Source organism: Bradyrhizobium sp. BR2003, from assembly GCF_009720285.1.
Taxonomy (GTDB): domain Bacteria; phylum Pseudomonadota; class Alphaproteobacteria; order Rhizobiales; family Xanthobacteraceae; genus Bradyrhizobium; species Bradyrhizobium elkanii.
This window is the reverse complement of sequence record NZ_SMYJ01000035.1, coordinates 171,495-191,204: the sequence shown is the minus strand read 5'-3', so window position 1 is coordinate 191,204 and position 19,710 is coordinate 171,495. Positions and strand designations below refer to the sequence as shown.

Below are 19,710 nucleotides of genomic sequence, written 5' to 3'. Positions count from 1 at the left end.
CGGGCGCGTGACGTGGTGTTGCCTATGTGATACCTGCCGCGGCGCGAGAGGACACAATCTTGGCCCAATCTGACACCCCGACCCCGCTGGAATCGCGCGCGTGCGGCCCCCTGGCCGGCACGGTCCGCGTTCCCGGCGACAAATCGATTTCCCACCGTGCCCTGATCCTGGGGGCGCTTTCGGTTGGCGAAACCCGCATTTCCGGCCTCCTGGAGGGCGAGGACGTCCTCAATACCGCCAAATCCATGCGTGCCTTGGGCGCCAGGGTGGAGCGGACGGCGCCGTTTACCTGGTCGGTCGCAGGCGTCGGCGTCGGCGGCTTCGCCCAGCCAGCCGCGCCGCTCGATTTCGGCAATTCCGGCACCGGCTGCCGGCTCGTGATGGGCGCGGTGGCCGGCTGCCCGATCGCCGCCATTTTCGACGGCGACGCCTCGCTGCGTTCGCGCCCGATGCGCCGCATCCTCGACCCGCTGGAGCTGATGGGCGCCCGAACCAGCGACATCCGGGAGGGCGGCCGGCTGCCGCTCACCCTGCACGGCGCCCGCTATCCGGTGCCGATCGTCTACAAGACGCCGGTCGCCTCGGCCCAGATCAAGTCCGCGGTGCTGCTGGCGGGACTCTCCGCCCCCGGCATCACCACAGTGATCGAGCAGGAGGCGAGCCGGGACCACACCGAGCTGATGCTGAAGCATTTCGGCGCCGAGATCTCCTCCGAGAAGGAAGGCAGCCACGGCAGGCGAATCTCGCTGCACGGCGAGCCCGAGCTGTACGGGGCCAACGTCGTGGTGCCCGCCGATCCGTCCTCCGCGTCATTCCCGATCGTGGCGGCACTGATCGTCGAAGGTTCCGATGTCGTGTTCTCCGACGTCATGACCAATCCGCTGCGCACCGGCCTGTTCACCACGCTGCGCGAGATGGGCGCCTCGATCGAGGAGAGCGAGGTGCGCGGCGATGCCGGCGAGCCGATGGCGCAGCTGCGGGTGCGGGCCTCGAAGCTGAAGGGCGTCGAGGTGCCGCCGGAGCGCGCGCCGTCGATGATCGACGAATATCTGGTGCTGGCGGTCGCGGCCGCCTTCGCCGAGGGCACCACGATCATGCGCGGCCTGCAGGAGCTGCGCGTCAAGGAATCCGACCGCCTTGAAGCAACCGCCGACATGCTGCGGGTCAACGGCGTCAAGGTCGAGGTTTCCGGCGACGATCTGATCGTCGAGGGCCGCGGCCATGTTCCAGGCGGCGGCCTCGTTGCCACCCATATGGATCACCGCATCGCGATGTCGGCGCTGGTGATGGGCTGCGCCTCCGATCGGCCGGTGAAGATCGACGACACCGGCTTCATCGCCACCAGTTTTCCGGATTTCATCCCGATGATGCGCGCGCTCGGAGCTGATTTCGCATGATCATCGCCATCGACGGACCCGCCGCCTCGGGCAAAGGCACGCTCGGCAAGCGGCTTGCCCACCACTACGGCTACCGCCATCTCGATACCGGCGTGATCTACCGCGCGGTGGCCTATGCGATGATGCAGGCCGGTGCCGAGCTCAGCAACGAGGTGCTGGCGGTGGCTGCGGCGCTCGAGCTCGATCCCGAAAAGTTCGGCAATCCGATCCTGAAGACCCAGAAGGTCGGCGATGCCGCCTCGGTGGTGTCGGCCATTCCGCAGGTTCGCGAGGTGCTGGTCAATTTTCAGCGCCAGTTCGCCGCCGATCCGCCCGGTGCGGTGCTGGATGGACGCGACATCGGCACCGTGATCTGTCCGGATGCCGACGTGAAGATCTTCGTGGTCGCCGACCCCCGCGTGCGGGCACGGCGGCGCACGCTGGAGGCGCGCGCCCGCGGCGAGGACGCCGACGAAGAGGCGGTGCTCGCCGACATCCTCAAGCGCGACGAGCGGGACAAGAACCGCGCGATTGCACCCTTGCGGCCGGCTCCGGACGCCCACACGCTGGACAATTCCAATCTGGACATCGAGGCCGGCGTCCGCGCCGCCATCGCCATCGTCGAGGCCGCGCGCGCCAGACGCTAGAACAGCAGGCATGGCGGGCGGTTCTGGCCCGAAAACCCAGCAAAATTGGGCATTTCCTGCTTGCCGAAAGCAGCCTGCGGGGCTATATCAGCGCCGTTCGGAGCACCGTCGACCATGTCGAGGCCGTGTCTGAGCGGGCCGGCGATGGGTTTGAGCCAATCTCAAACGAAACCAACGCCGCATCTGGAGGAACGCCCGCTCCCAGGTTTTGCAGTCGATATTTTCGTTTCAGGCTCCGGATCTATCAAACGTACCGAACGTGCAGTCTTGCTGCCGGCCCGCTGTTGCACCTCCTGCAATGAGCGGTCGTCAGGGTTTGCGGAGCCCTGACACTTCACGCACGGTGCGCCCATCAACCCGAACGGCCGGCGAGATCCCGCATCTGGAGAACAAATGGTTTCGAATTCTGCGTCTTCCTATACTCCCACCCGCGACGACTTCGCGGCGATGCTTGATGAGTCCTTTGCCGGCGGCAATTTGCAGGAAAGCTCGGTCATCAAGGGCAAGGTGGTTGCAATTGAGAAGGACATGGCCGTCATCGACGTCGGCCTGAAGACCGAAGGTCGCGTTGCGCTGCGCGAATTCGCCGGGCCCGGCCGTGAAAGCGATCTGAAGGTCGGTGACGAAGTCGAGGTGTTCCTCGACCGTATCGAGAATGCGCTCGGCGAAGCCGTGCTGTCGCGCGACAAGGCGCGCCGCGAGGAAAGCTGGGGCAAGCTCGAGAAGGCGTTCCAGAACAACGAAAAGGTCAACGGCGTCATCTTCAACCAGGTCAAGGGCGGCTTCACGGTCGACCTCGACGGTGCGGTGGCCTTCCTGCCGCGCTCGCAGGTCGACATTCGTCCGATCCGCGACGTTGCGCCGCTGATGAACAACTCGCAGCCGTTCCAGATCCTCAAGATGGACCGCCGCCGCGGCAACATCGTGGTGTCGCGCCGCACGGTTCTCGAAGAGACCCGCGCCGAGCAGCGCCAGGAGCTGGTGCAGAACCTCGAAGAAGGTCAGGTGATCGACGGCGTGGTCAAGAACATCACCGATTATGGTGCGTTCGTTGATCTCGGCGGCATCGACGGCCTGCTGCACGTGACCGATATCGCCTGGCGCCGCGTCAACCACCCGACCGAGGTGCTGACCATCGGCCAGACGGTGAAGGTCAAGATCATCAAGATCAACCACGAGACGCACCGCATCTCGCTCGGCATGAAGCAGCTCTTGGATGATCCGTGGCAGGGCATCGAAGCCAAGTACCCGCTGGGTGCCCGCTTCACCGGCCGCGTCACCAACATCACCGACTACGGCGCGTTCGTCGAGCTCGAGCCGGGCATCGAAGGCCTGATCCACGTCTCCGAGATGTCGTGGACTAAGAAGAACATGCACCCCGGCAAGATCGTTTCGACCTCGCAGGAAGTCGAAGTGCAGGTGCTGGAGGTGGATTCGGTCAAGCGCCGCATCTCGCTCGGTCTCAAGCAGACCATGCGCAATCCCTGGGAAGTCTTCGTCGAGAAGTTCCCGGTCGGCTCGGTGGTCGAGGGCGAGGTCAAGAACAAGACCGAGTTCGGTCTGTTCCTCGGTCTTGAGGGCGATGTCGACGGCATGGTCCACCTCTCCGACCTCGACTGGAAGCTTCCGGGCGAGCAGGTCATCGACAACTTCAAGAAGGGCGACATGGTCAAGGCCGTGGTGCTCGATGTCGATGTCGAGAAGGAGCGCATCTCGCTCGGCGTCAAGCAGCTCGAAGGCGACCCCTTCGCCGAGCCGGGCGACGTCAAGAAGGGTGCGGTCGTGACTTGCGAAGTGCTCGAGGTGAAGGAGAGCGGCATCGAGGTCCGGATTTCGGGCACCGAGTTCACCACCTTCATCAAGCGGTCCGAACTGGCCCGCGACCGCAACGACCAGCGCGCTGAGCGCTTCGCCGTCGGCGAGAAGGTCGATGCCCGCGTCATCCAGTTCGACAAGAAGGCCCGCAAGGTGCAGGTCTCGATCAAGGCGCTGGAAGTCGCCGAAGAGAAGGAAGCCATCGCGCAGTACGGCTCCTCCGACTCGGGTGCGACGCTTGGCGACATCCTCGGCACCGCGCTGAAGAACCGCGGCACCGACAAGTAAGCGTTCGCGCGATTTGAGCGAACAATCGGGGCTCCGGCGCAAGCCGGGGCCCTTTTGCATGAATTGTTGAAGCAATGCTGGTGCCCCGTAACCCGGATGCAGCGCAGCGAAATCCGGGGCTTTAACCGCGCGACAGACCTTCCCGGATTTCGCTTCGCTGCGTCCGGGCTACAGGTACCTCCAAAGACCGAGCCTTGTTTTCTTCATATTGCGTCGCAATTGATGTATTTGGCTAAGCTGATAGTGACGCTGCGACTGCAAAACGCGCGGATTGCGCGCTGACCATTTCTGGAGAGATCGGATGTCGCTGGATTCAGACGTGATCGTCGATCGTCGCCGCATCAGGCGCAAACTGACGTTCTGGCGCGTCGCCGCCGCCGTCATTGCGATCGCGGCCATCGTCGGCGTGGGCGTGGTCGCCGCCGGCGGACGCGGCACCTTTTCGACATCGAACACGATCGCGCGGGTCAACATCGACGGACTGATCCGCAGCGACCAGGATCGCGTCGAGGCGCTGGAGCGGCTCGGCAAGTCGAGCTATGCGGCTGTTGTCGTGCACATCAATTCGCCCGGCGGCACCACGGCGGGCTCCGAGCAGCTTTACGACTCGCTGATGCAGCTGAAGGCGAAGAAGCCGCTTGTCGTCGTGGTCGAGGGATTGGCCGCCTCGGGCGGCTACATCACGGCGATCGCCTCCGATCACATCGTCGCCCAGCAGACCTCGCTGGTCGGCTCGATCGGCGTTCTCTTCCAGTATCCGAACGTTTCGGAATTGCTCAAGACTGTCGGCGTGAAAATGGAGGAGATCAAATCTTCCCCGCTGAAGGCGGCGCCCAACGGCTTCGAGCCGACCAGCCCGGAGGCCCGCGCCGCGATCGACGGTCTCGTCAAGGACTCCTATGCATGGTTCCGTGGATTGGTGCAGCAACGGCGCGGCATGGACGACGCCCTGCTGGAGAAGGTCGCCGACGGACGCGTCTTCACCGGCCGGCAGGCGGTCGATCTCAAGCTGGTCGATCAGCTGGGAGACGAGAAGACCGCGATCGCCTGGCTGGTTGCGGAGAAGAAGGTCAAAAGCGACCTGCCGGTGCGCAATTACAAGCTTAATCCGCGGTTCGGCGACCTGACCTTCCTGCGCACGGCGGCGTCCGTGACGCTCGATGCGTTCGGTCTTGGCGCGATCGCGCGGCGGATCGAGCAGGGCGGCGTGGCCGAGGCGGTTGACCGGTTCGGGCTTGACGGCATGCTGGCGCTGTGGAGCCCGGCTGGAACCAACTGATCGGCTGCCAAAGGCGTGCTCGTCAGGCTATTCCCGCTTTGCGGGAATCGTCGCATGCCCCAATTGGGCTATTTGTCACGTAATTTCACGACGCTCTAAATCGATTTAGCGTCTTGACAGTGCACGGCATTTTCACGGAAATGGGTTTCCGCAAGAGCCCGGATCCCACTTTCGATGATCAAATCCGAACTTGTTCAGCGTATCGCCGAGCACAACCCGCACCTCTACCAGCGGGATGTCGAGAACATTGTGAATGCGATTCTCGATGAAATCGTCGCGGCGCTGGCTCGTGGCGACCGTGTCGAGCTGCGTGGTTTTGGCGCATTCTCGGTGAAGCACCGCCCGGCGCGCGCCGGCCGCAATCCACGCACCGGCGAGCATGTGCCGGTCGACCAGAAGAGCGTGCCGTTCTTCAAGACGGGCAAGGAAATGCGCGAGCGTCTCAACCGCGACGTGACCGAGGCGGGCGCCGCCAAGGTCGATGCGCCCAAGGCTGATGCTTAAGGCCGACGCCTAAACGCCACGCCAGGCGTTGCCGTGTTGCGGGCGATGCGCCCGCATTTGCTCCATCGCTGCGAGAGATGGTCATGCGAAAGTTCTTCACGGCAGTGGTCGTCATTCCGCTCGGACTGATCTTCATCATCTTTGCGGTCGCCAACCGTCACTGGGTGACGGTGTCGTTCGATCCCTTCAATTCGGTGACCCCCACGGTTGCGGTCACGCTGCCGCTGTTCGTGGTCATTATCGCCTCCGCGATCCTCGGCGTGATCGCGGGCGGCATCGGAACCTGGTTCAAGCAAGGGCGCTGGCGCCGCGCGGCCCGGCAGCACGAGGCCGACGCCCGTCACCTCCGCGCCGAGCTCGCCGACCTCCGGACCGCCGCCTCCCGGGACGAGGCGCAACGCCGTCCCGCCCCGGCCCTATCGGGCTTTTACGGGGCCGCCGGGCGAGACAAGCAGGGCGCGACGTTGTAGAACCCGCCCCGTCGGAGCGGGATCCATCCCGGTTCCGGCCGCCCGAAAACCCGTTTTGAGACCCGTTTCGAGACCATGCCCCTGCTCGTCAAAATCTGCGGCCTGTCCACGCGCGAGACGCTCGACGTCGCGCTTGAGGGCGGTGCCGACATGGTGGGGTTCGTATTCTTTCCGCCATCGCCGCGTCACGTCGGCCTCGAGACCGCGCGTGAGCTAGGCAGCCGCGCCAAGGGCCGCGCCGTCAAGGTCGCCCTGACCGTCGATGCCGACGACGCGACCCTGGAAAACATCGTCGAGACGCTGCGGCCGGATATCCTGCAATTGCACGGCAAGGAGACCACGGCGCGGCTGCGCGACATCAAGGCGAAGTTCGGCCTGCCGCTGATGAAGGCGCTGCCGGTCGAGACGGCAGCCGACCTCGCTTCGCTGCCGGGTTATGCCGGCGTCGCCGACCGCATCCTGTTCGATGCCCGCGCGCCGAAGGATGCCACGCGGCCGGGTGGCCTCGGCGCACCGTTCGATTGGCACGTGCTGGAAAATCTCGATCTCGCGCTGCCCTACATGGTCTCCGGCGGGCTCAACGCCGACAATGTCGCTGAAGCTGTCCGCGTCACGCGCGCCGGCGGCGTCGATGTCTCGTCGGGGGTCGAGGGTACGCCCGGCGTCAAGGATCCCGAATTGATCCGCGCCTTCATTCGCGCCGCGCGCGCAACCCAAGAACTGATGGTTCGATGAATCCAAACCTGCCCAATTCCTTCCGCAGCGGCCCCGACGAGCGCGGGCATTTCGGCATTTTCGGCGGACGCTTCGTTGCGGAGACGCTGATGCCGCTGATCCTCGACCTGGAAAAGGCCTATGCCGACGCCAAGGCCGATCCGGCGTTCCAGGCCGAGATGAACGTCTATCTGAAGGACTATGTCGGCCGGCCCTCGCCTCTCTATTTCGCCGAACGTCTCACCGAGCATCTCGGCGGCGCCAAGATCTATCTGAAGCGCGAGGAGCTCAACCACACCGGTTCGCACAAGGTCAACAATGTGCTCGGCCAGATCATGGTCGCGCGCCGTATGGGCAAGAAGCGCATCATCGCCGAGACCGGCGCCGGCCAGCATGGCGTGGCGACGGCGACGCTGTGCGCGCGCTTCGGGCTCGAATGCGTGGTCTATATGGGCGCGGTCGACGTCGAGCGCCAGCAGCCGAACGTGATCCGCATGGAGATGCTGGGCGCCAAGGTCGTCCCGGTGCAGTCGGGCGCGCGCACGCTGAAGGACGCGATGAACGACGCGCTGCGCGATTGGGTCACCAACGTGCACAACACATTCTATTGCATCGGCACGGTGGCGGGGCCACACCCCTATCCGATGATGGTGCGCGACTTCCAGTCGATCATCGGCCACGAGACGCGCAAGCAGATGCAGGAGGCCGAGGGCCGCCTGCCGGATTCGCTGGTCGCCTGCATCGGCGGCGGCTCCAATGCGATGGGCCTGTTCCATCCGTTCCTCGACGATCCCTTGGTCGAGATCTTCGGCGTCGAGGCGGCCGGTCACGGGCTGACGCAGCTGCATGCGGCCTCGCTCGCCGGCGGGCGTCCCGGTGTGCTGCACGGCAACCGCACCTATCTTTTGATGGACGCCGACGGCCAGATCGAGGAAGCGCATTCGATCTCGGCGGGCCTCGATTATCCCGGCATCGGCCCGGAGCACGCCTGGCTGCACGAGACCGGCCGCGTGAAGTATCTCTCGGCGACCGACGAGGAGGCGCTGGCTGCCTTCCAGCTGCTGTCGCGGCTCGAGGGCATCATCCCCGCGCTGGAATCGGCGCACGCCATCGCGAAACTGTCCGAGCTCGCACCGCAGCGGCCCAGGGATCACCTGATGGTGGTCAACCTCTCGGGCCGCGGCGACAAGGACGTGCCGCAGGTCGGCGACATCTTGAAGGCAAGGAAGAAGTGACCACACGTATCGACGCACGTTTCGCCGAGCTGAAGCAGCAGGGCCGCTCCGCTTTCGTCACCTTCGTGATGGCCGGCGATCCCGATGCCAAGACCTCGCTCGACATCCTCAAGGCGCTGCCGAAGGCCGGTGCCGACGTCATCGAGATCGGCATGCCATTCACCGACCCGATGGCCGACGGCCCCTCGATCCAGGCCGCCGGCCTGCGCGCGCTCAAGGGCGGCATGACGCTGCGCCAGACGCTGGCGATGGTCCGCGACTTCCGCAAGGACGACAACACGACGCCGATCGTGCTGATGGGCTACTACAATCCGATCTACATCTACGGTGTCGACAGCTTCCTGGCCGATGCCAAGGCCGCCGGCGTCGACGGCCTGATCATCGTCGACCTGCCGCCGGAGGAAGATACCGAGCTTTGCATCCCCGCGATGAAGGCCGGGCTGAACTTCATCCGGCTGGCGACGCCGACCACCGACGACAAGCGTCTGCCGGCGGTGCTCGCCAACACCTCGGGCTTTGTCTATTACGTCTCGATCACCGGCATCACCGGCGCTGCGACCGCGGATTCGAAGGTGGTCGCGGAAGCCGTCGCCCGGATCAAGCGGCACACCAAGCTACCGGTCTGCGTCGGCTTCGGCATCCGCACCCCGGAGACGGCGCGCGCGATCGCCGAAAGCGCCAACGGCGCTGTGGTCGGCACCGCGATCGTCGATGTGGTGCGCGCCAACCTCGATGCCGAGGGCCGTGCGACGCCGAAGACCGTGAGCGCGGTGGCGGACCTGGTGTCGGCGCTGGCGCAGGGGGTCCGGGGCGCCAAGCAGGCCGCTGAATAAGCCACATTTTGCGGCAAAAAGGCCGCGTACGGCGGCTTGCCGGCTTTGCCCGGCCGGCCATATATCCAGCTGGTGCGGAACCGATCCGCATTTCGGAGCGAACCATGAATTGGCTCACCAACGTCGTCCGGCCGAAGATCCGCAACATCCTGCGGCGAGAGACGCCGGAAAACCTCTGGATCAAGTGTCCGGATTCCGGGCAGCTCGTGTTCTACAAGGACGTCGAGGCCAACCAGTTCGTGATCCCCGGCTCGAACTACCACATGCGCATGGGCGCGGTGGCCCGGCTGAAGTCGATCTTCGACAACGAGACCTGGTTCGACGTCGCGCTGCCCGAGGTGACGGCGGATCCGCTGAAATTCCGCGACGAGCGCAAATATGTCGACCGCATCAAGGACGCCCGCACCAAGACCGGGCTGAACGACGCGATCAAGGTCGGCTACGGCAAGCTCGAGGGCGCCGGCGTCGTGGTCGCGGTGCAGGATTTCGATTTCATGGGCGGCTCGCTCGGCATGGCCGCCGGTGAAGCGATGGTGCGCGGGCTCGAGCTCGCGGTCGAGAAGAAGTCGCCCTTCATCGTGTTCGCCGCATCCGGCGGCGCGCGGATGCAGGAAGGCATCCTTTCGCTGATGCAGATGCCGCGCACCACCGTCGGCGTGCAGATGCTGCGCGAGGCGCGCCAGCCCTACATCGTGGTGCTGACCAATCCGACCACCGGCGGCGTCACCGCGTCCTATGCGATGCTCGGCGACATCCAGATCGCCGAGCCCGGTGCGCTGATCGGCTTTGCCGGCGCGCGCGTGATCGAGCAGACCATCCGCGAAAAGTTGCCGGACGGCTTTCAGCGCGCCGAATATCTGCGCGAGCACGGCATGGTCGACATGGTGGTGCACCGCCACGAGATGAAGGCCACGCTGGCGCGGCTGTGTCGCCTGCTGACCAAGGCGCCGGCGCTCGAATCCGCATCGAAGCCCACGGCCGCGGTCACCGAGCCGGCCCAGATCGTCACGGCGCCGGAGACGGTGCCGGCCGCGCCGCACGCGTGACCGCAAGCGCCGCCCCATCGCAACCCTCGTTTGAGGCGTTGATCGCGCGGATATCGGCGCTGCATCCCAAGCGCATCGATCTCAGCCTCGATCGCATGCGCGGTCTGATGGAGCGGCTCGATCATCCCGAGCGCAAGCTGCCGCCGGTGATCCATGTCGCCGGCACCAACGGCAAGGGCTCGACCATCGCCTATCTGCGCGCGATCCTGGAAGCCTCGGGCCTGCGCGTGCACGTCTTCACCTCGCCCTATCTGGTGCGGATCAACGAATGCTACCGGCTGGGCGCCGTCGGCGGCGGCAAGCTCGTCGGTGACGATGAGCTGCGCGAGACGTTCGAGCATTGCGAGCGCATCAACGCCGGCAATCCCATCACCATCTTCGAGATGGAAACGGCGGTGGCGTTCTGCCTGTTCGCCAGGCATCCGGCCGATGTCGCATTGCTCGAGGTCGGGCTCGGCGGCCGGCTCGATTCGACCAATGTGGTCGAGACGCCGCTCGCCTCGGTGATCGCGCCGGTCAGCATGGACCACATGGAATTCCTCGGCGACAATTTGACGGCGATCGCCGGTGAAAAGGCCGCGATCATCAAGCGCAAGGTGCCGGTGATCTCGGCCGAGCAGGCGCCTGATGCGATGGCCGTGATCGAGGCGCAGGCGAACCGCATGCGCGCGCCGCTGCATGCGGCCGGCCAGCAATGGCATGTCGGCGTCGAGCGCGGCCGGCTGGTGTATCAGGACGAGCGCGGCTTGCTGGATCTCGCCGCGCCGAAACTGTTCGGCCGGCACCAGTTCGACAATGCGGGCCTCGCGATTGCGACGCTGCGCGCGATCGACGCATTCAAGCTCAACATCGCGGCCTACGAGGCCGGCATCGTCAATGCGGAATGGCCGGCGCGAATGCAGCGGCTGGTTTCCGGCGCGCTCGTCGGTTTGGGGCCGCAGGGCTCCGAGGTCTGGCTCGACGGCGGACACAATGCCGAGGGCGGCCGCGTCGCGGCCGCGGCGCTCGGCGATCTCGAGGAGCGCGTGTCGCGGCCGCTGGTCGTGATAACAGGGATGATGGCCAACAAGGACGCCAACGCTTTCCTCGCCAATTTCGCCGGACTGACTCGCCACATCATCGCGGTCCCAGTGCCCGGCCGCGACAACGGCATGGCGCCGGACAGACTGGCTGACGCCGCGCGGGCGCTCGGCATGCGGGTCGAGATTGCTGATGGCGTCGCCGCCGCCTTGCGGCGGCTTGCCGCGCTGGCCTATGAGGTGCCGCCGCGCATCCTGATCACCGGCTCGCTGTATCTGGCCGGTCCCGTGCTTGCGGCCAACGGCACGCCTCCTGCATGATGTCGGTGTCGTAGCCCGGATGGAGCGAAGCGAAATCCGGGGCCTTTCAATCCGTCACGGAAGCCCTCCCGGATTACGCTTTGCTGCATCCGGGCTACGGGAGGACAACACACCATGCGTTTTGCTGCGATCGCCGACATCCACGGCAATCATCTTGCGCTCGAAGCCGTGCTGTCGGACATCCGTGCGCAGGGCATTTCCGACATCGTCGACCTCGGCGACATGGTGAGCGGTCCGCTCGACGCCCGGCCGACGATCGACATGCTGATGGCGCTCGATGCGGTCCATCTGCTCGGCAATCACGACCGCTATCTGATCGACCGTCCGCACGAGAAAATGGGCTCCTGGGAGCGGCTGACCTATACCCAGCTCGAACCGCGGCATCTCGACTGGCTGCGCACGCTGCCGGCGAATTCGGTCTATCGCGACGAGGTTTTCCTCTGTCATGCAACGCCCCAGGACGACGAGACCTACTGGCTCGAGACGGTGCTGCCGGGCGGCGAAGTCTGCATGTCCTCGCTGGAAGCGATCGAGGCGAGAGCCGCCGGCGTGCCGCAGTCCCTGATCCTCTGCGCACATACGCATACTGCGCGCGCCGTGCGGCTTCGCGACGGCCGGCTGATCGTCAATCCCGGCAGCGTCGGCTCGCCCGGCTATCGCGCCGGCAAGCCGCATCCGCATGTCGTGGAGGCCGGTTCGCCCGATGCGCGCTACGCGATCCTCGAGCAGGTCGATGGCGGCTGGGACGTTACCTTCCGCCACATCCCCTACGACCACGCGGCGATGGCGGCGCTGGCGCGCCAGCACGGCCAGGCCGAGCTGGCGTCAGCGCTGGCGACGGGTTGGATCAGGTAGCCTGCACGCGCGCAACCTTCGTCACACGCGGGCTTGACCCGCGTGTCCATCAATCTTCGCAAGCACCTCTTTCCAAAGCGGATGGATGGCCGGGTCAAGCCCGGCCATGACGAGCCAGAATCGGCTCACCCAAAACAAGACGGCCGGCTTTCGCCGGCCGTTCCGCAAATCAGCTAATTCGAATCGGATCAGACCGCAGCGGTGATCCACTGCTGCAGCTTGGCCTTCGGAGCGGCGCCGACCTGACGGGACGCCATCTCGCCGCCCTTGAAGATCATCAGGGTCGGGATCGACATCACGCCGTACTTCGACGCGGTCTTCGGGCTCTCGTCGACGTTGAGCTTCACGATCTTGACCTTGTCGCCCATCGCGCCGGAAATCTCATCGAGAGCGGGCGCGATCATGCGGCAGGGGCCGCACCACTCGGCCCAGAAGTCGACGACCACCGGCCCGGTCGCCTTGAGCACTTCGGCTTCGAAATCGGCGTCAGAAACCTTGCCAACGGCCATGTGAGTACCTCGTTCGGTTGAGACAAAAGGGCGCGGTTGAGAATCGCGCCCGGGAGCATGGGTCAAACCTATGAACGCCCCCTTGCCGGGTCAAGCTTGCTCACGCCGACATGAACTTATGCCAGGGCGGCGTCCAGCGCGGAGGCGGAAATCTCCATGATTTCAGTCGTTTCGGTCCAGAGCAGGCCGGCCCGGACGGGCAGCCGGGGATAAAGCCTGGCGAGCACCGCGCGGTACAGCGCGAGCTGCCGGACATAGCCCCGCGGCGCCTCGGCGGCGGCCTTGGGCGGGGCATGGTTGGTCTTGAAATCGACGATCAGGACGTCGGTCGGCGTCACCACCAGGCGGTCGATCTGACCGGAGACCAGCGCCTTCGGCTGACCCGGCCGCTCCAGCCGCCCGACGATCGAGACTTCCGCGCGGCTGCCTGGCGCGAACACGGCGGCAAAGCGCGGATCGGCGATCAGGCCGAGCACCTGATCCGCGAGCGCGGCCTGCTCCGGCTCGCTCCAGCCGTCGGCATTGCGTGCGAGGAAGCCGAGCGCGGCAGCGCGCCGCCGCTCCAGGGCCACGTCGGGCAGCGATTGCAGCAGGCGATGCACCAGCGTGCCGCGTTGCAGGGCGCGGGCGCGCAGCAGCACCGATTCGCCGGTTCGGATCGGGTGGCCGTCGTCATCAGCCGGATCGGACGGACGCAGCATGCCCGCCGCTGATGCTTCTGGTGCGGCCGGTGCACGCAGCCAGGACGGCAACACGATCGGCACCGCGGCCGCAGACGCACTCGCGCCGGTGAGATCGGTGACGTCGTCCGGCCGCGAATAGCGCATCACCTTGCCCGCCGGCGTCTCCAGCTCCTCGAGCCTGAGCCCGGAATTGGCGAGCCCCTTGGTGATCAGATCGTACCAGGACGATTTTCGCACAGTGTTCATGTTGCCGGGCATGCAGCCGCCGACGATCAGCCGGTCGGCGGCGCGGGTCATCGCGACATAGAGCAGGCGTCGATACTCGTCCTCGGTGTCGCCGAGCATCGCCTTGCGTGCGTCGGCGACATTGGGCGGGTCCTCGGCCTTCTTGCCGGCCCACACCACGACGCCGGGCGCGTTCGGCGCGGCATTGCCCTGCGGCAGATGGATCAGCCGCAGCCGCTGCGTGTCCGACGGCGAGGTCGTGGTGTCGACCAGGAACACCACCGATGCCTCGAGGCCCTTGGCGCCGTGCACGGTCATGACGCGAACCTCGTCGCGCGAAATCTCCATGTCGCGCTTCACCTCGGTATCGGCGGCGCGCAGCCAGGCGACAAAGCCTTGCAGCGAGGCCGGCGCCCTGCGCTCATAGCCCAGCGCAAGCTCGAGGAATTCGTCGAGCGCGTCGTTGGCCTCATGGCCGAGCCGGCGCAGGATGCGCGCCCGCCCGCCATCGCCGCCGAGCAACCAGGCGTAGAACGCGAACGGCGTCTCCTGGGTGAAGCGGCGCTCGCATTGTTCGAGACGGCGCAGCGCGGCCGCGAATCGCTCATCGGTCGGCGCCTGCGCGGCCAGTGCCTCGCGCAGCGAGCCGCGACGCTGGTACGCCAGCTTGAACAGATCGTCGTCATCGAGGCCGAACAACGGGCTCTTCAAGGCCACCGCGAGCGCCAGATCGTCCTGCGGCAGCAGCAGCGCATCGGCAAGGTTCATAAGGTCGATGATCGCGATGTGCTCGGTCAGCTTCAGCCGGTCGGCGCCGGCGACCGGGATGCCGGCGTGCTTCAGCGCCTGGATCACCGCGTCGAAGGCGTTGCCGCGCCGCCGCACCAGGATCAGCATGTCGCCGTAGCTGAGCGGTCGCCGTCCGCCGCTGCTGCCGGTCATGGTGCCGCTGGCAACGAGGCGCTTGATCTCGGCCTGGATGCGCCGTGCCAGCTTCACCTCGGGGCTGGTCACCGACACGCCGTCGAACGGCGCGCGCCAGCCCTCGATGTCCTGGCGATCGTCGGCAACCGCGATATCCCAGAGCTCGATCAGGCTGGGGCCGGCATCGGCCATCGCATTGTGGATCGGATAGCCGTTCTCGACCGCGTGAATGCTGCGGAAGATGTCCTGCTCGCGGAACACATGGTCGACCGAGTGCAGGATCACCGGCCCCGAGCGGAACGAATAGGTGAACGACACCGGATCGAACTTCAGCCCGGCTTCCTCGAATCGCCGCTTCAGCTCGCGCCGGCGCAGGTCGAATTCGCGCGGCGCCGCGCCCTGGAACGAGAAGATCGACTGCTTCTCGTCGCCGACCGCGAATACGGTGCGCACCAGGCCGTCGCGCGCGCCGGCGCCGGAGGTGAATTCCGAGATGATGTGCGCGACAATGTCCCATTGCCGCGGGCTGGTATCCTGCGCCTCGTCGATCAGCACGTGATCGACGCCGCGATCGAGCTTGTAATGCACCCAGCCCGAAGAGACGCGGTCGAGCATCGCCAGCGTCTTGTCGATCAAATCGTCATAGTCGAGCAGGCCGCGTTCCAGCTTCTCGCGCCGGTAGTGCGCGGCGGCCGCGGTCGCGATGTGGATCAGCGTCTCGGTGCGGTCGCGCGCGACCACGGCGCGGCGGCGTTCGATCAACGGACCGAGACGGTCGATCTCCGCCTCGAAGCGATGGCCTGCGACCGAATTCTTCTTGATGAAGTTGTTGGTGACGACAGACGCGCGCGGCGCGCGGTCGTCTGTGAGAAAGACGCCGAGATATTCGTCGACCTGGGCTGCGCCGGTGAACGTCAGCGCGGCTCGCAGTCGCTCGGCCTGCTTCTGATCCGCCTTGCTGCTGGTGTCGAGGAGCGTCGCCATCTCCTTCCAGCTCGACCGCGGCAGGTTCGGCCCGTCGACGATCTCGCGCTCGACATCCTCGATGCGAATATCGGCCGAGACGCCGAGCGCGGCCGACATCTGCGCTGCGGCGGCCGCGGCGTTGCCGGCGGCATCGGTCCAGGCCATGAAATGGTCGCGGCTGAGGCAGGCCTCGCGGACTACCTCCTTGAAAGTGACGTCGGCGGCATTTGCCATCGCCGTCCGCAGCGCGCGGCCGATGGGACTGTCGGGAATCCGCGACGCTTCGAGGAACACCGCGAGATTGGCGCGCTCCATCATCTCGTTCTGGTCGCGGTCGTCGAGCACGGCAAAGCGCGCCGGCACGTTGGCCTCGAACGGAAACTGCTGCAGCAGGCGGGTGCACAGCGCGTGGATGGTCTGCACCTTCAAGCCGCCGGGCGTCTCCAGCGCGCAGGCAAACAGTTTGCGCGCCTCGCGCCGCAGCGTGCCGGAAGGGTGGGCGATACCGGCCTCGCGAATCGCGGCGTCGAGCCCGGCGTCGTCGAGCGTCACCCAATGGCCGAGCGTCGTGAAGACGCGCTCGGCCATGTTCGCGGCGGCCGCCTTGGTGAAGGTGATGCAGAGGATCTTTTCCGGCGGCACGCCCGACAGCAAAAGGCGGATCACGCGCTGCACCAGCACATGGGTCTTGCCCGAGCCGGCATTGGCCGACACGAAGGTCGACGCCTTCGGATCGGACGCACGCGCCTGCGCGTCGCGCACGGCGGGCGGGATGGGTCTGATAGCCTTCACCATTCCTCGATCCCCAGGCCGCCGGCGGCGGACCATTCCTTGATGCGCGCGAGGTCGTCATAGGCGCCGTAGCGGTTCGCCCACATCGAAAGGTTCAGCGAGGTGTAGGCCTGCTGCTCGTCGTCGAAGGCGTGGATCAAGGCTTCGAGCTTGCGCCGCGCGCTGTCGGCGGCCTCGTCGGGCGGCTGCGGCGTGTCGCTGGTCTTGATCTTCAGCTCGAGCGAGCGCTGCTCGCCCGGCGGGTTGTTGCCGCTCAGCCTGACATAGACGAGGTCGCCGACCGAAGAGTCGGCCGGGATGTCGGCGAAGCCGCCCTCGCGCAGGATCGCGGCTTCCAGGGTGAGCTGCGGCGACAGGCCCATGCGCACCTGCTTGCCGGTCGGCGGCTGGCCGGTCTTGTAGTCGAGGATCGCAAAGCTGCCGTCGTCGCGCCGCTCGATACGGTCGGCGCGCGCCGAGAGGGTGAAGGTCCTGGCATCGTCGAGCGGGATACCGATCTCGCCGCGGATTTCGGCCTTGATCGCAGCGATATTGCCGCGCCGGGCCTGCTCCCATTCGGCAAACCACGTCGCGATGCGCTGGAAACGCGGCCACCACAGCGCCCGCGCCTCGGGCCGCTCCATCAGCGGCGCGAAATATTTGGCCCCGATCTCGCGCAGCGTGCGCAGGGTGTCATCAGGCAGCGCGTCGGCATAGACCTGCGTGAACTCGCCGAGCGCCTCATGGATCGCCGAGCCGCGATCGGCCGCCGACAGCGGCATGTCGACGGGGTCGAGCGGATCGAGCTTGAGGATGTGGCGCGCATAGATCGTGTAGGGATCGCGCAGCCAGTCCTCGATCGCGGTGACCGACATTTTCAGCGGCCGTGCCTCGCGCGGCGGCCGCGGCTCCGGCTGCGGGATCGGCTCGACCTTGTCGGGCCGGTCGAGCTCGGCGGCATATTGCACGTAGGTTTTGCCGGCCGATGTCGCGGCCTTCCAGCGCGCCTCGCCCGCCACCGCTTCGAGCCGGTGCAGGAAGCGCGAGGCGACCGCCGGCGCGCCGCCGACTTTTGCGGCGTGGGTGAGGATCACCTCGTCATGGCCGAGCAGCTGCGCAAAGTCGTGCGCGGACAGGCCGATGCGTCGCTCGGGAAGATCGAGCCCGAGCTCATGCCGCATCGGCCGGCTCAGCCAGGGATCGATCCGCGGCGCCGGCGGCCAGACGCCCTCGACCAGGCCGCCGAGGATGACGCGATCGGATTCGGTGAGACGTGCTTCGAGCTGGCCGAAGATGTTGAGCTGCGCGCGCGCCGATTCCGGCCGCCGCACCATGCGGTCGGCGAACGCGGTCTGGAACACCTCGGGATAGTCGGCGAGCGGCGTCATCAGCCCGCTCGGCTGCTGCTTGGCGAGCAGCTCGTCGAACGCGGACGCCAGCGACGCACCGGCGCGCTCCTCGAACACGACAGCAACGCCGTTCCGGTCGCCGGACAGCGCGATCAGCGCCTCGCGATGGCGCGCGGCGAGCTCCGCGAAGTCATAGGGCTTTGACGACGCCATGCCTTCGAGCGGCGCCAGCGCCGCCTGCAATTTGGCGATCAGGCCCTCGGCCTGATTGAGCTCGTTGTCGCGCAGCCGGGCGCGCGGCTCCATCGCATGCAGCGACGAGGTCTCGCCGCCGTGCAGCTTGACCAGCTCGGCGCGGAAACGCGCGAAGTCGCGCGCGAGGCCGCCGGTCCCGGCTTGCGGCCGCGTACCGCGGAGCAGCGCGATCTCCAGTACCTCGATCGCACGCCGGAGCGCGCCATGGGGGCCGTCGAGCCGGAACAGCGGATGCTTGAGCAGCGCGAGCAGCGTCGGTGGCTCCAGCCCCTTGGCTGCAGCCTCCGCGGTGAGGCGGGCGAACACGCCGGCCGGCGTTTCCATCAGCGCATCACCGCCGGAATCGTCGAACTCGAGCTTCCAGCGCGTCAACGACGCCATTACGCGGCGCGCCAAAGCGCGATCCGGCGTCACCAGCGCGGCCGATTTGCCGAGATGACGCGCCTCGCGCATCGCGACCGCGATCGCCAGCGCCTCCATTTCCGGATTGGGCGCCTCGACCACGGTGAGGTTGGTCATCCCGGCGGAAATCCGCGCCACGATCTCCGGCCGTTCCAGCCGGTCATGCCATTGCGCGGTCGCGGTCGAGGGACGCATCGTCTCCGACACCAGCACCTCGCGGCCGAGCGGAGCCGGTGGCGCAAGGCTCTCGACGTCGCGGCGCCTGATGCCGAAGCGGTCGAGCAAGGCGTGCATCGCGTATTGCGGATGGTTCGACGAGGGCGGCGTGGTGAACCTGCCGTCGTCGCCGCGTTCGCCACCGATCGTGTCCCAGGAGTCCTCGTCGAGATCGGTGTCGAGCCCGGGCAGCACCACGGCGCCGTTCGGCAGCTTCGCCACCGCGTGCAGGAATTTTGCCGTCGCCGGCATCGAGCCGGTCGAACCGGCCGCGATCACCGGGCCCGTGGGATGCGCGGTCAGCCGCGCAGCTTCCGCCTCGATCAGGAGATCGCGCCGCGCCGCGGGCTCGATCCGGCCGATCTCCTTGAGGTAGCTGGGCCAGGCGTCGCGCGCGATGCGCAGGAAGTCGAGCGAGTGCTGCCAATATTTGTCGAGCTGGTCCGGCACTAGGCGGTCGAGCGCGCGCCAGTCGACGCCGCGCGTCACCATGTCGTCCATCAGCCGCGCCAGATCGCCGGCGAGTTGCAGCGTCGAGGCCGGGCCGCCGACCACCAGCGGCGCCGACACCGGCGTCTTGGCCCAGGCCGCGACCAGATGCGCGAGGGTCAGCCGGCGCTCGAGCTCGCCGAGCCTTGGCGGAATCTCCAGCGGCGCGGCGCCGCCGACGTCCTCGCTTTGGTCGGCGAAGGCGAGTTCGTCCTCATCGATGTCGCCAAGCGCGACGATGCGCGGCAGCACGGCGGCGTCGGACTCGAGCACATCGAGGAAGATTTCCCGCGCCAGCCGTCCGGCACGGCGGGTCGGCAGATACAGCGTGGCGTTGGCGAGCCTTGCCGGATCGCTCTGCGCGTCGAATCCCGCGACCAGCCGGCCATCGACCAGCGCCGAGATGACGGTGCGCAGGAACGGCGCAGAGACGGGAACACTGAAGACGCGCATGGGCTGCCTGATTCGAATCCGGCGCCAATATAGGGAGCGGCGGCCGTCGATAGCCACCCCTCACCG

General features: G+C 66.7%; 15 protein-coding genes. 12 read left to right on the top strand and 3 right to left on the bottom strand.

The annotated features are described in order from the left end of the window. The first annotated feature begins 59 nt into the window (after positions 1–59). The 12 genes from aroA (at position 60) to E2I15_RS29790 (ending at position 12,402) form a co-directional block, all read left to right on the top strand. The gene (gene aroA / locus E2I15_RS29845) at positions 60–1,397 is read left to right on the top strand and encodes a 3-phosphoshikimate 1-carboxyvinyltransferase (RefSeq protein ID WP_155262625.1); all 1,338 of its coding nucleotides are present in this window, start codon (positions 60–62) and stop codon (positions 1,395–1,397) included. Beyond that, positions 1,394–2,023: a (d)CMP kinase gene (gene cmk, locus E2I15_RS29840; protein ID WP_018269281.1), complete on the top strand. Its 630-nt coding sequence runs from the start codon at positions 1,394–1,396 to the stop codon at positions 2,021–2,023. The genes aroA and cmk overlap by 4 nt, the downstream gene beginning before the upstream one ends. Before the next feature lie 393 nt (positions 2,024–2,416). Then, on the top strand, positions 2,417–4,126 hold the full coding sequence (gene rpsA, locus E2I15_RS29835) for a 30S ribosomal protein S1 (protein ID WP_018269280.1): 1,710 nt from the start codon (positions 2,417–2,419) through the stop codon (positions 4,124–4,126). 301 nt (positions 4,127–4,427) lie between these two features. Further along, positions 4,428–5,405: a signal peptide peptidase SppA gene (sppA, locus tag E2I15_RS29830; protein WP_137478391.1), complete on the top strand. Its 978-nt coding sequence runs from the start codon at positions 4,428–4,430 to the stop codon at positions 5,403–5,405. Between the two features lie 174 nt (positions 5,406–5,579). After that, positions 5,580–5,909, top strand: a complete 330-nt coding sequence (locus E2I15_RS29825; protein ID WP_016847379.1) for an integration host factor subunit beta — start codon at positions 5,580–5,582, stop codon at positions 5,907–5,909. A gap of 83 nt (positions 5,910–5,992) precedes the next feature. After that, positions 5,993–6,379 (top strand): LapA family protein, encoded by a 387-nt coding sequence (locus E2I15_RS29820; RefSeq protein ID WP_170991468.1) that lies wholly within the window; start codon positions 5,993–5,995, stop codon positions 6,377–6,379. A 75-nt stretch (positions 6,380–6,454) separates the two neighbouring features. Beyond that, entirely contained in the window at positions 6,455–7,114 is a 660-nt protein-coding gene (locus tag E2I15_RS29815; RefSeq protein WP_137478393.1) for a phosphoribosylanthranilate isomerase, read from the top strand. Further along, positions 7,111–8,328 (top strand): tryptophan synthase subunit beta, encoded by a 1,218-nt coding sequence (gene trpB / locus E2I15_RS29810; RefSeq protein WP_137478394.1) that lies wholly within the window; start codon positions 7,111–7,113, stop codon positions 8,326–8,328. The genes E2I15_RS29815 and trpB overlap by 4 nt, the downstream gene beginning before the upstream one ends. Then, positions 8,325–9,161, top strand: a complete 837-nt coding sequence (gene trpA, locus E2I15_RS29805; RefSeq protein ID WP_137478395.1) for a tryptophan synthase subunit alpha — start codon at positions 8,325–8,327, stop codon at positions 9,159–9,161. Before trpB ends, trpA begins: the two co-directional genes overlap by 4 nt. A gap of 104 nt (positions 9,162–9,265) precedes the next feature. Next, positions 9,266–10,207, top strand: a complete 942-nt coding sequence (gene accD, locus E2I15_RS29800; RefSeq protein WP_018269278.1) for an acetyl-CoA carboxylase, carboxyltransferase subunit beta — start codon at positions 9,266–9,268, stop codon at positions 10,205–10,207. A 95-nt stretch (positions 10,208–10,302) separates the two neighbouring features. After that, a complete protein-coding gene (locus tag E2I15_RS29795) occupies positions 10,303–11,547 on the top strand; it encodes a bifunctional folylpolyglutamate synthase/dihydrofolate synthase (RefSeq protein WP_422109832.1) in 1,245 nt (414 codons plus the stop codon). Positions 11,548–11,661: 114 nt separating this feature from the next. Next, positions 11,662–12,402: a metallophosphoesterase family protein gene (locus tag E2I15_RS29790; protein WP_137478397.1), complete on the top strand. Its 741-nt coding sequence runs from the start codon at positions 11,662–11,664 to the stop codon at positions 12,400–12,402. 188 nt (positions 12,403–12,590) lie between these two features. Here E2I15_RS29790 and trxA read toward each other — a convergent pair whose 3' ends face one another. The 3 genes from trxA to addB form a co-directional block, all read right to left on the bottom strand. Further along, positions 12,591–12,911 carry a thioredoxin gene (gene trxA, locus E2I15_RS29785; protein ID WP_016847387.1) on the bottom strand — a complete coding sequence of 107 codons (321 nt, stop codon included), beginning with the start codon at positions 12,909–12,911 and terminating at the stop codon, positions 12,591–12,593. A gap of 116 nt (positions 12,912–13,027) precedes the next feature. Next, complete coding sequence (gene addA, locus E2I15_RS29780; RefSeq protein ID WP_170991469.1) at positions 13,028–16,504, bottom strand: double-strand break repair helicase AddA; 3,477 nt, start codon at positions 16,502–16,504, stop codon at positions 13,028–13,030. Further along, entirely contained in the window at positions 16,498–19,644 is a 3,147-nt protein-coding gene (addB, locus tag E2I15_RS29775; protein WP_137478399.1) for a double-strand break repair protein AddB, read from the bottom strand. The genes addA and addB overlap by 7 nt, the downstream gene beginning before the upstream one ends. Positions 19,645–19,710 lie beyond the last annotated feature (66 nt).

Coding starts and splice junctions, on each gene's coding strand:
- cmk (WP_018269281.1), top strand. CDS start 1,394: ATGATCATCGCCATCGACGGACCCGCCGCCTCGGGCAAAGGCACGCTC.
- rpsA (WP_018269280.1), top strand. CDS start 2,417: ATGGTTTCGAATTCTGCGTCTTCCTATACTCCCACCCGCGACGACTTC.
- sppA (WP_137478391.1), top strand. CDS start 4,428: ATGTCGCTGGATTCAGACGTGATCGTCGATCGTCGCCGCATCAGGCGC.
- E2I15_RS29825 (WP_016847379.1), top strand. CDS start 5,580: ATGATCAAATCCGAACTTGTTCAGCGTATCGCCGAGCACAACCCGCAC.
- E2I15_RS29820 (WP_170991468.1), top strand. CDS start 5,993: ATGCGAAAGTTCTTCACGGCAGTGGTCGTCATTCCGCTCGGACTGATC.
- E2I15_RS29815 (WP_137478393.1), top strand. CDS start 6,455: ATGCCCCTGCTCGTCAAAATCTGCGGCCTGTCCACGCGCGAGACGCTC.
- trpB (WP_137478394.1), top strand. CDS start 7,111: ATGAATCCAAACCTGCCCAATTCCTTCCGCAGCGGCCCCGACGAGCGC.
- accD (WP_018269278.1), top strand. CDS start 9,266: ATGAATTGGCTCACCAACGTCGTCCGGCCGAAGATCCGCAACATCCTG.
- E2I15_RS29795 (WP_422109832.1), top strand. CDS start 10,303: ATGCGCGGTCTGATGGAGCGGCTCGATCATCCCGAGCGCAAGCTGCCG.
- E2I15_RS29790 (WP_137478397.1), top strand. CDS start 11,662: ATGCGTTTTGCTGCGATCGCCGACATCCACGGCAATCATCTTGCGCTC.
- trxA (WP_016847387.1), bottom strand. CDS start 12,911: ATGGCCGTTGGCAAGGTTTCTGACGCCGATTTCGAAGCCGAAGTGCTC.
- addA (WP_170991469.1), bottom strand. CDS start 16,504: ATGGTGAAGGCTATCAGACCCATCCCGCCCGCCGTGCGCGACGCGCAG.
- addB (WP_137478399.1), bottom strand. CDS start 19,644: ATGCGCGTCTTCAGTGTTCCCGTCTCTGCGCCGTTCCTGCGCACCGTC.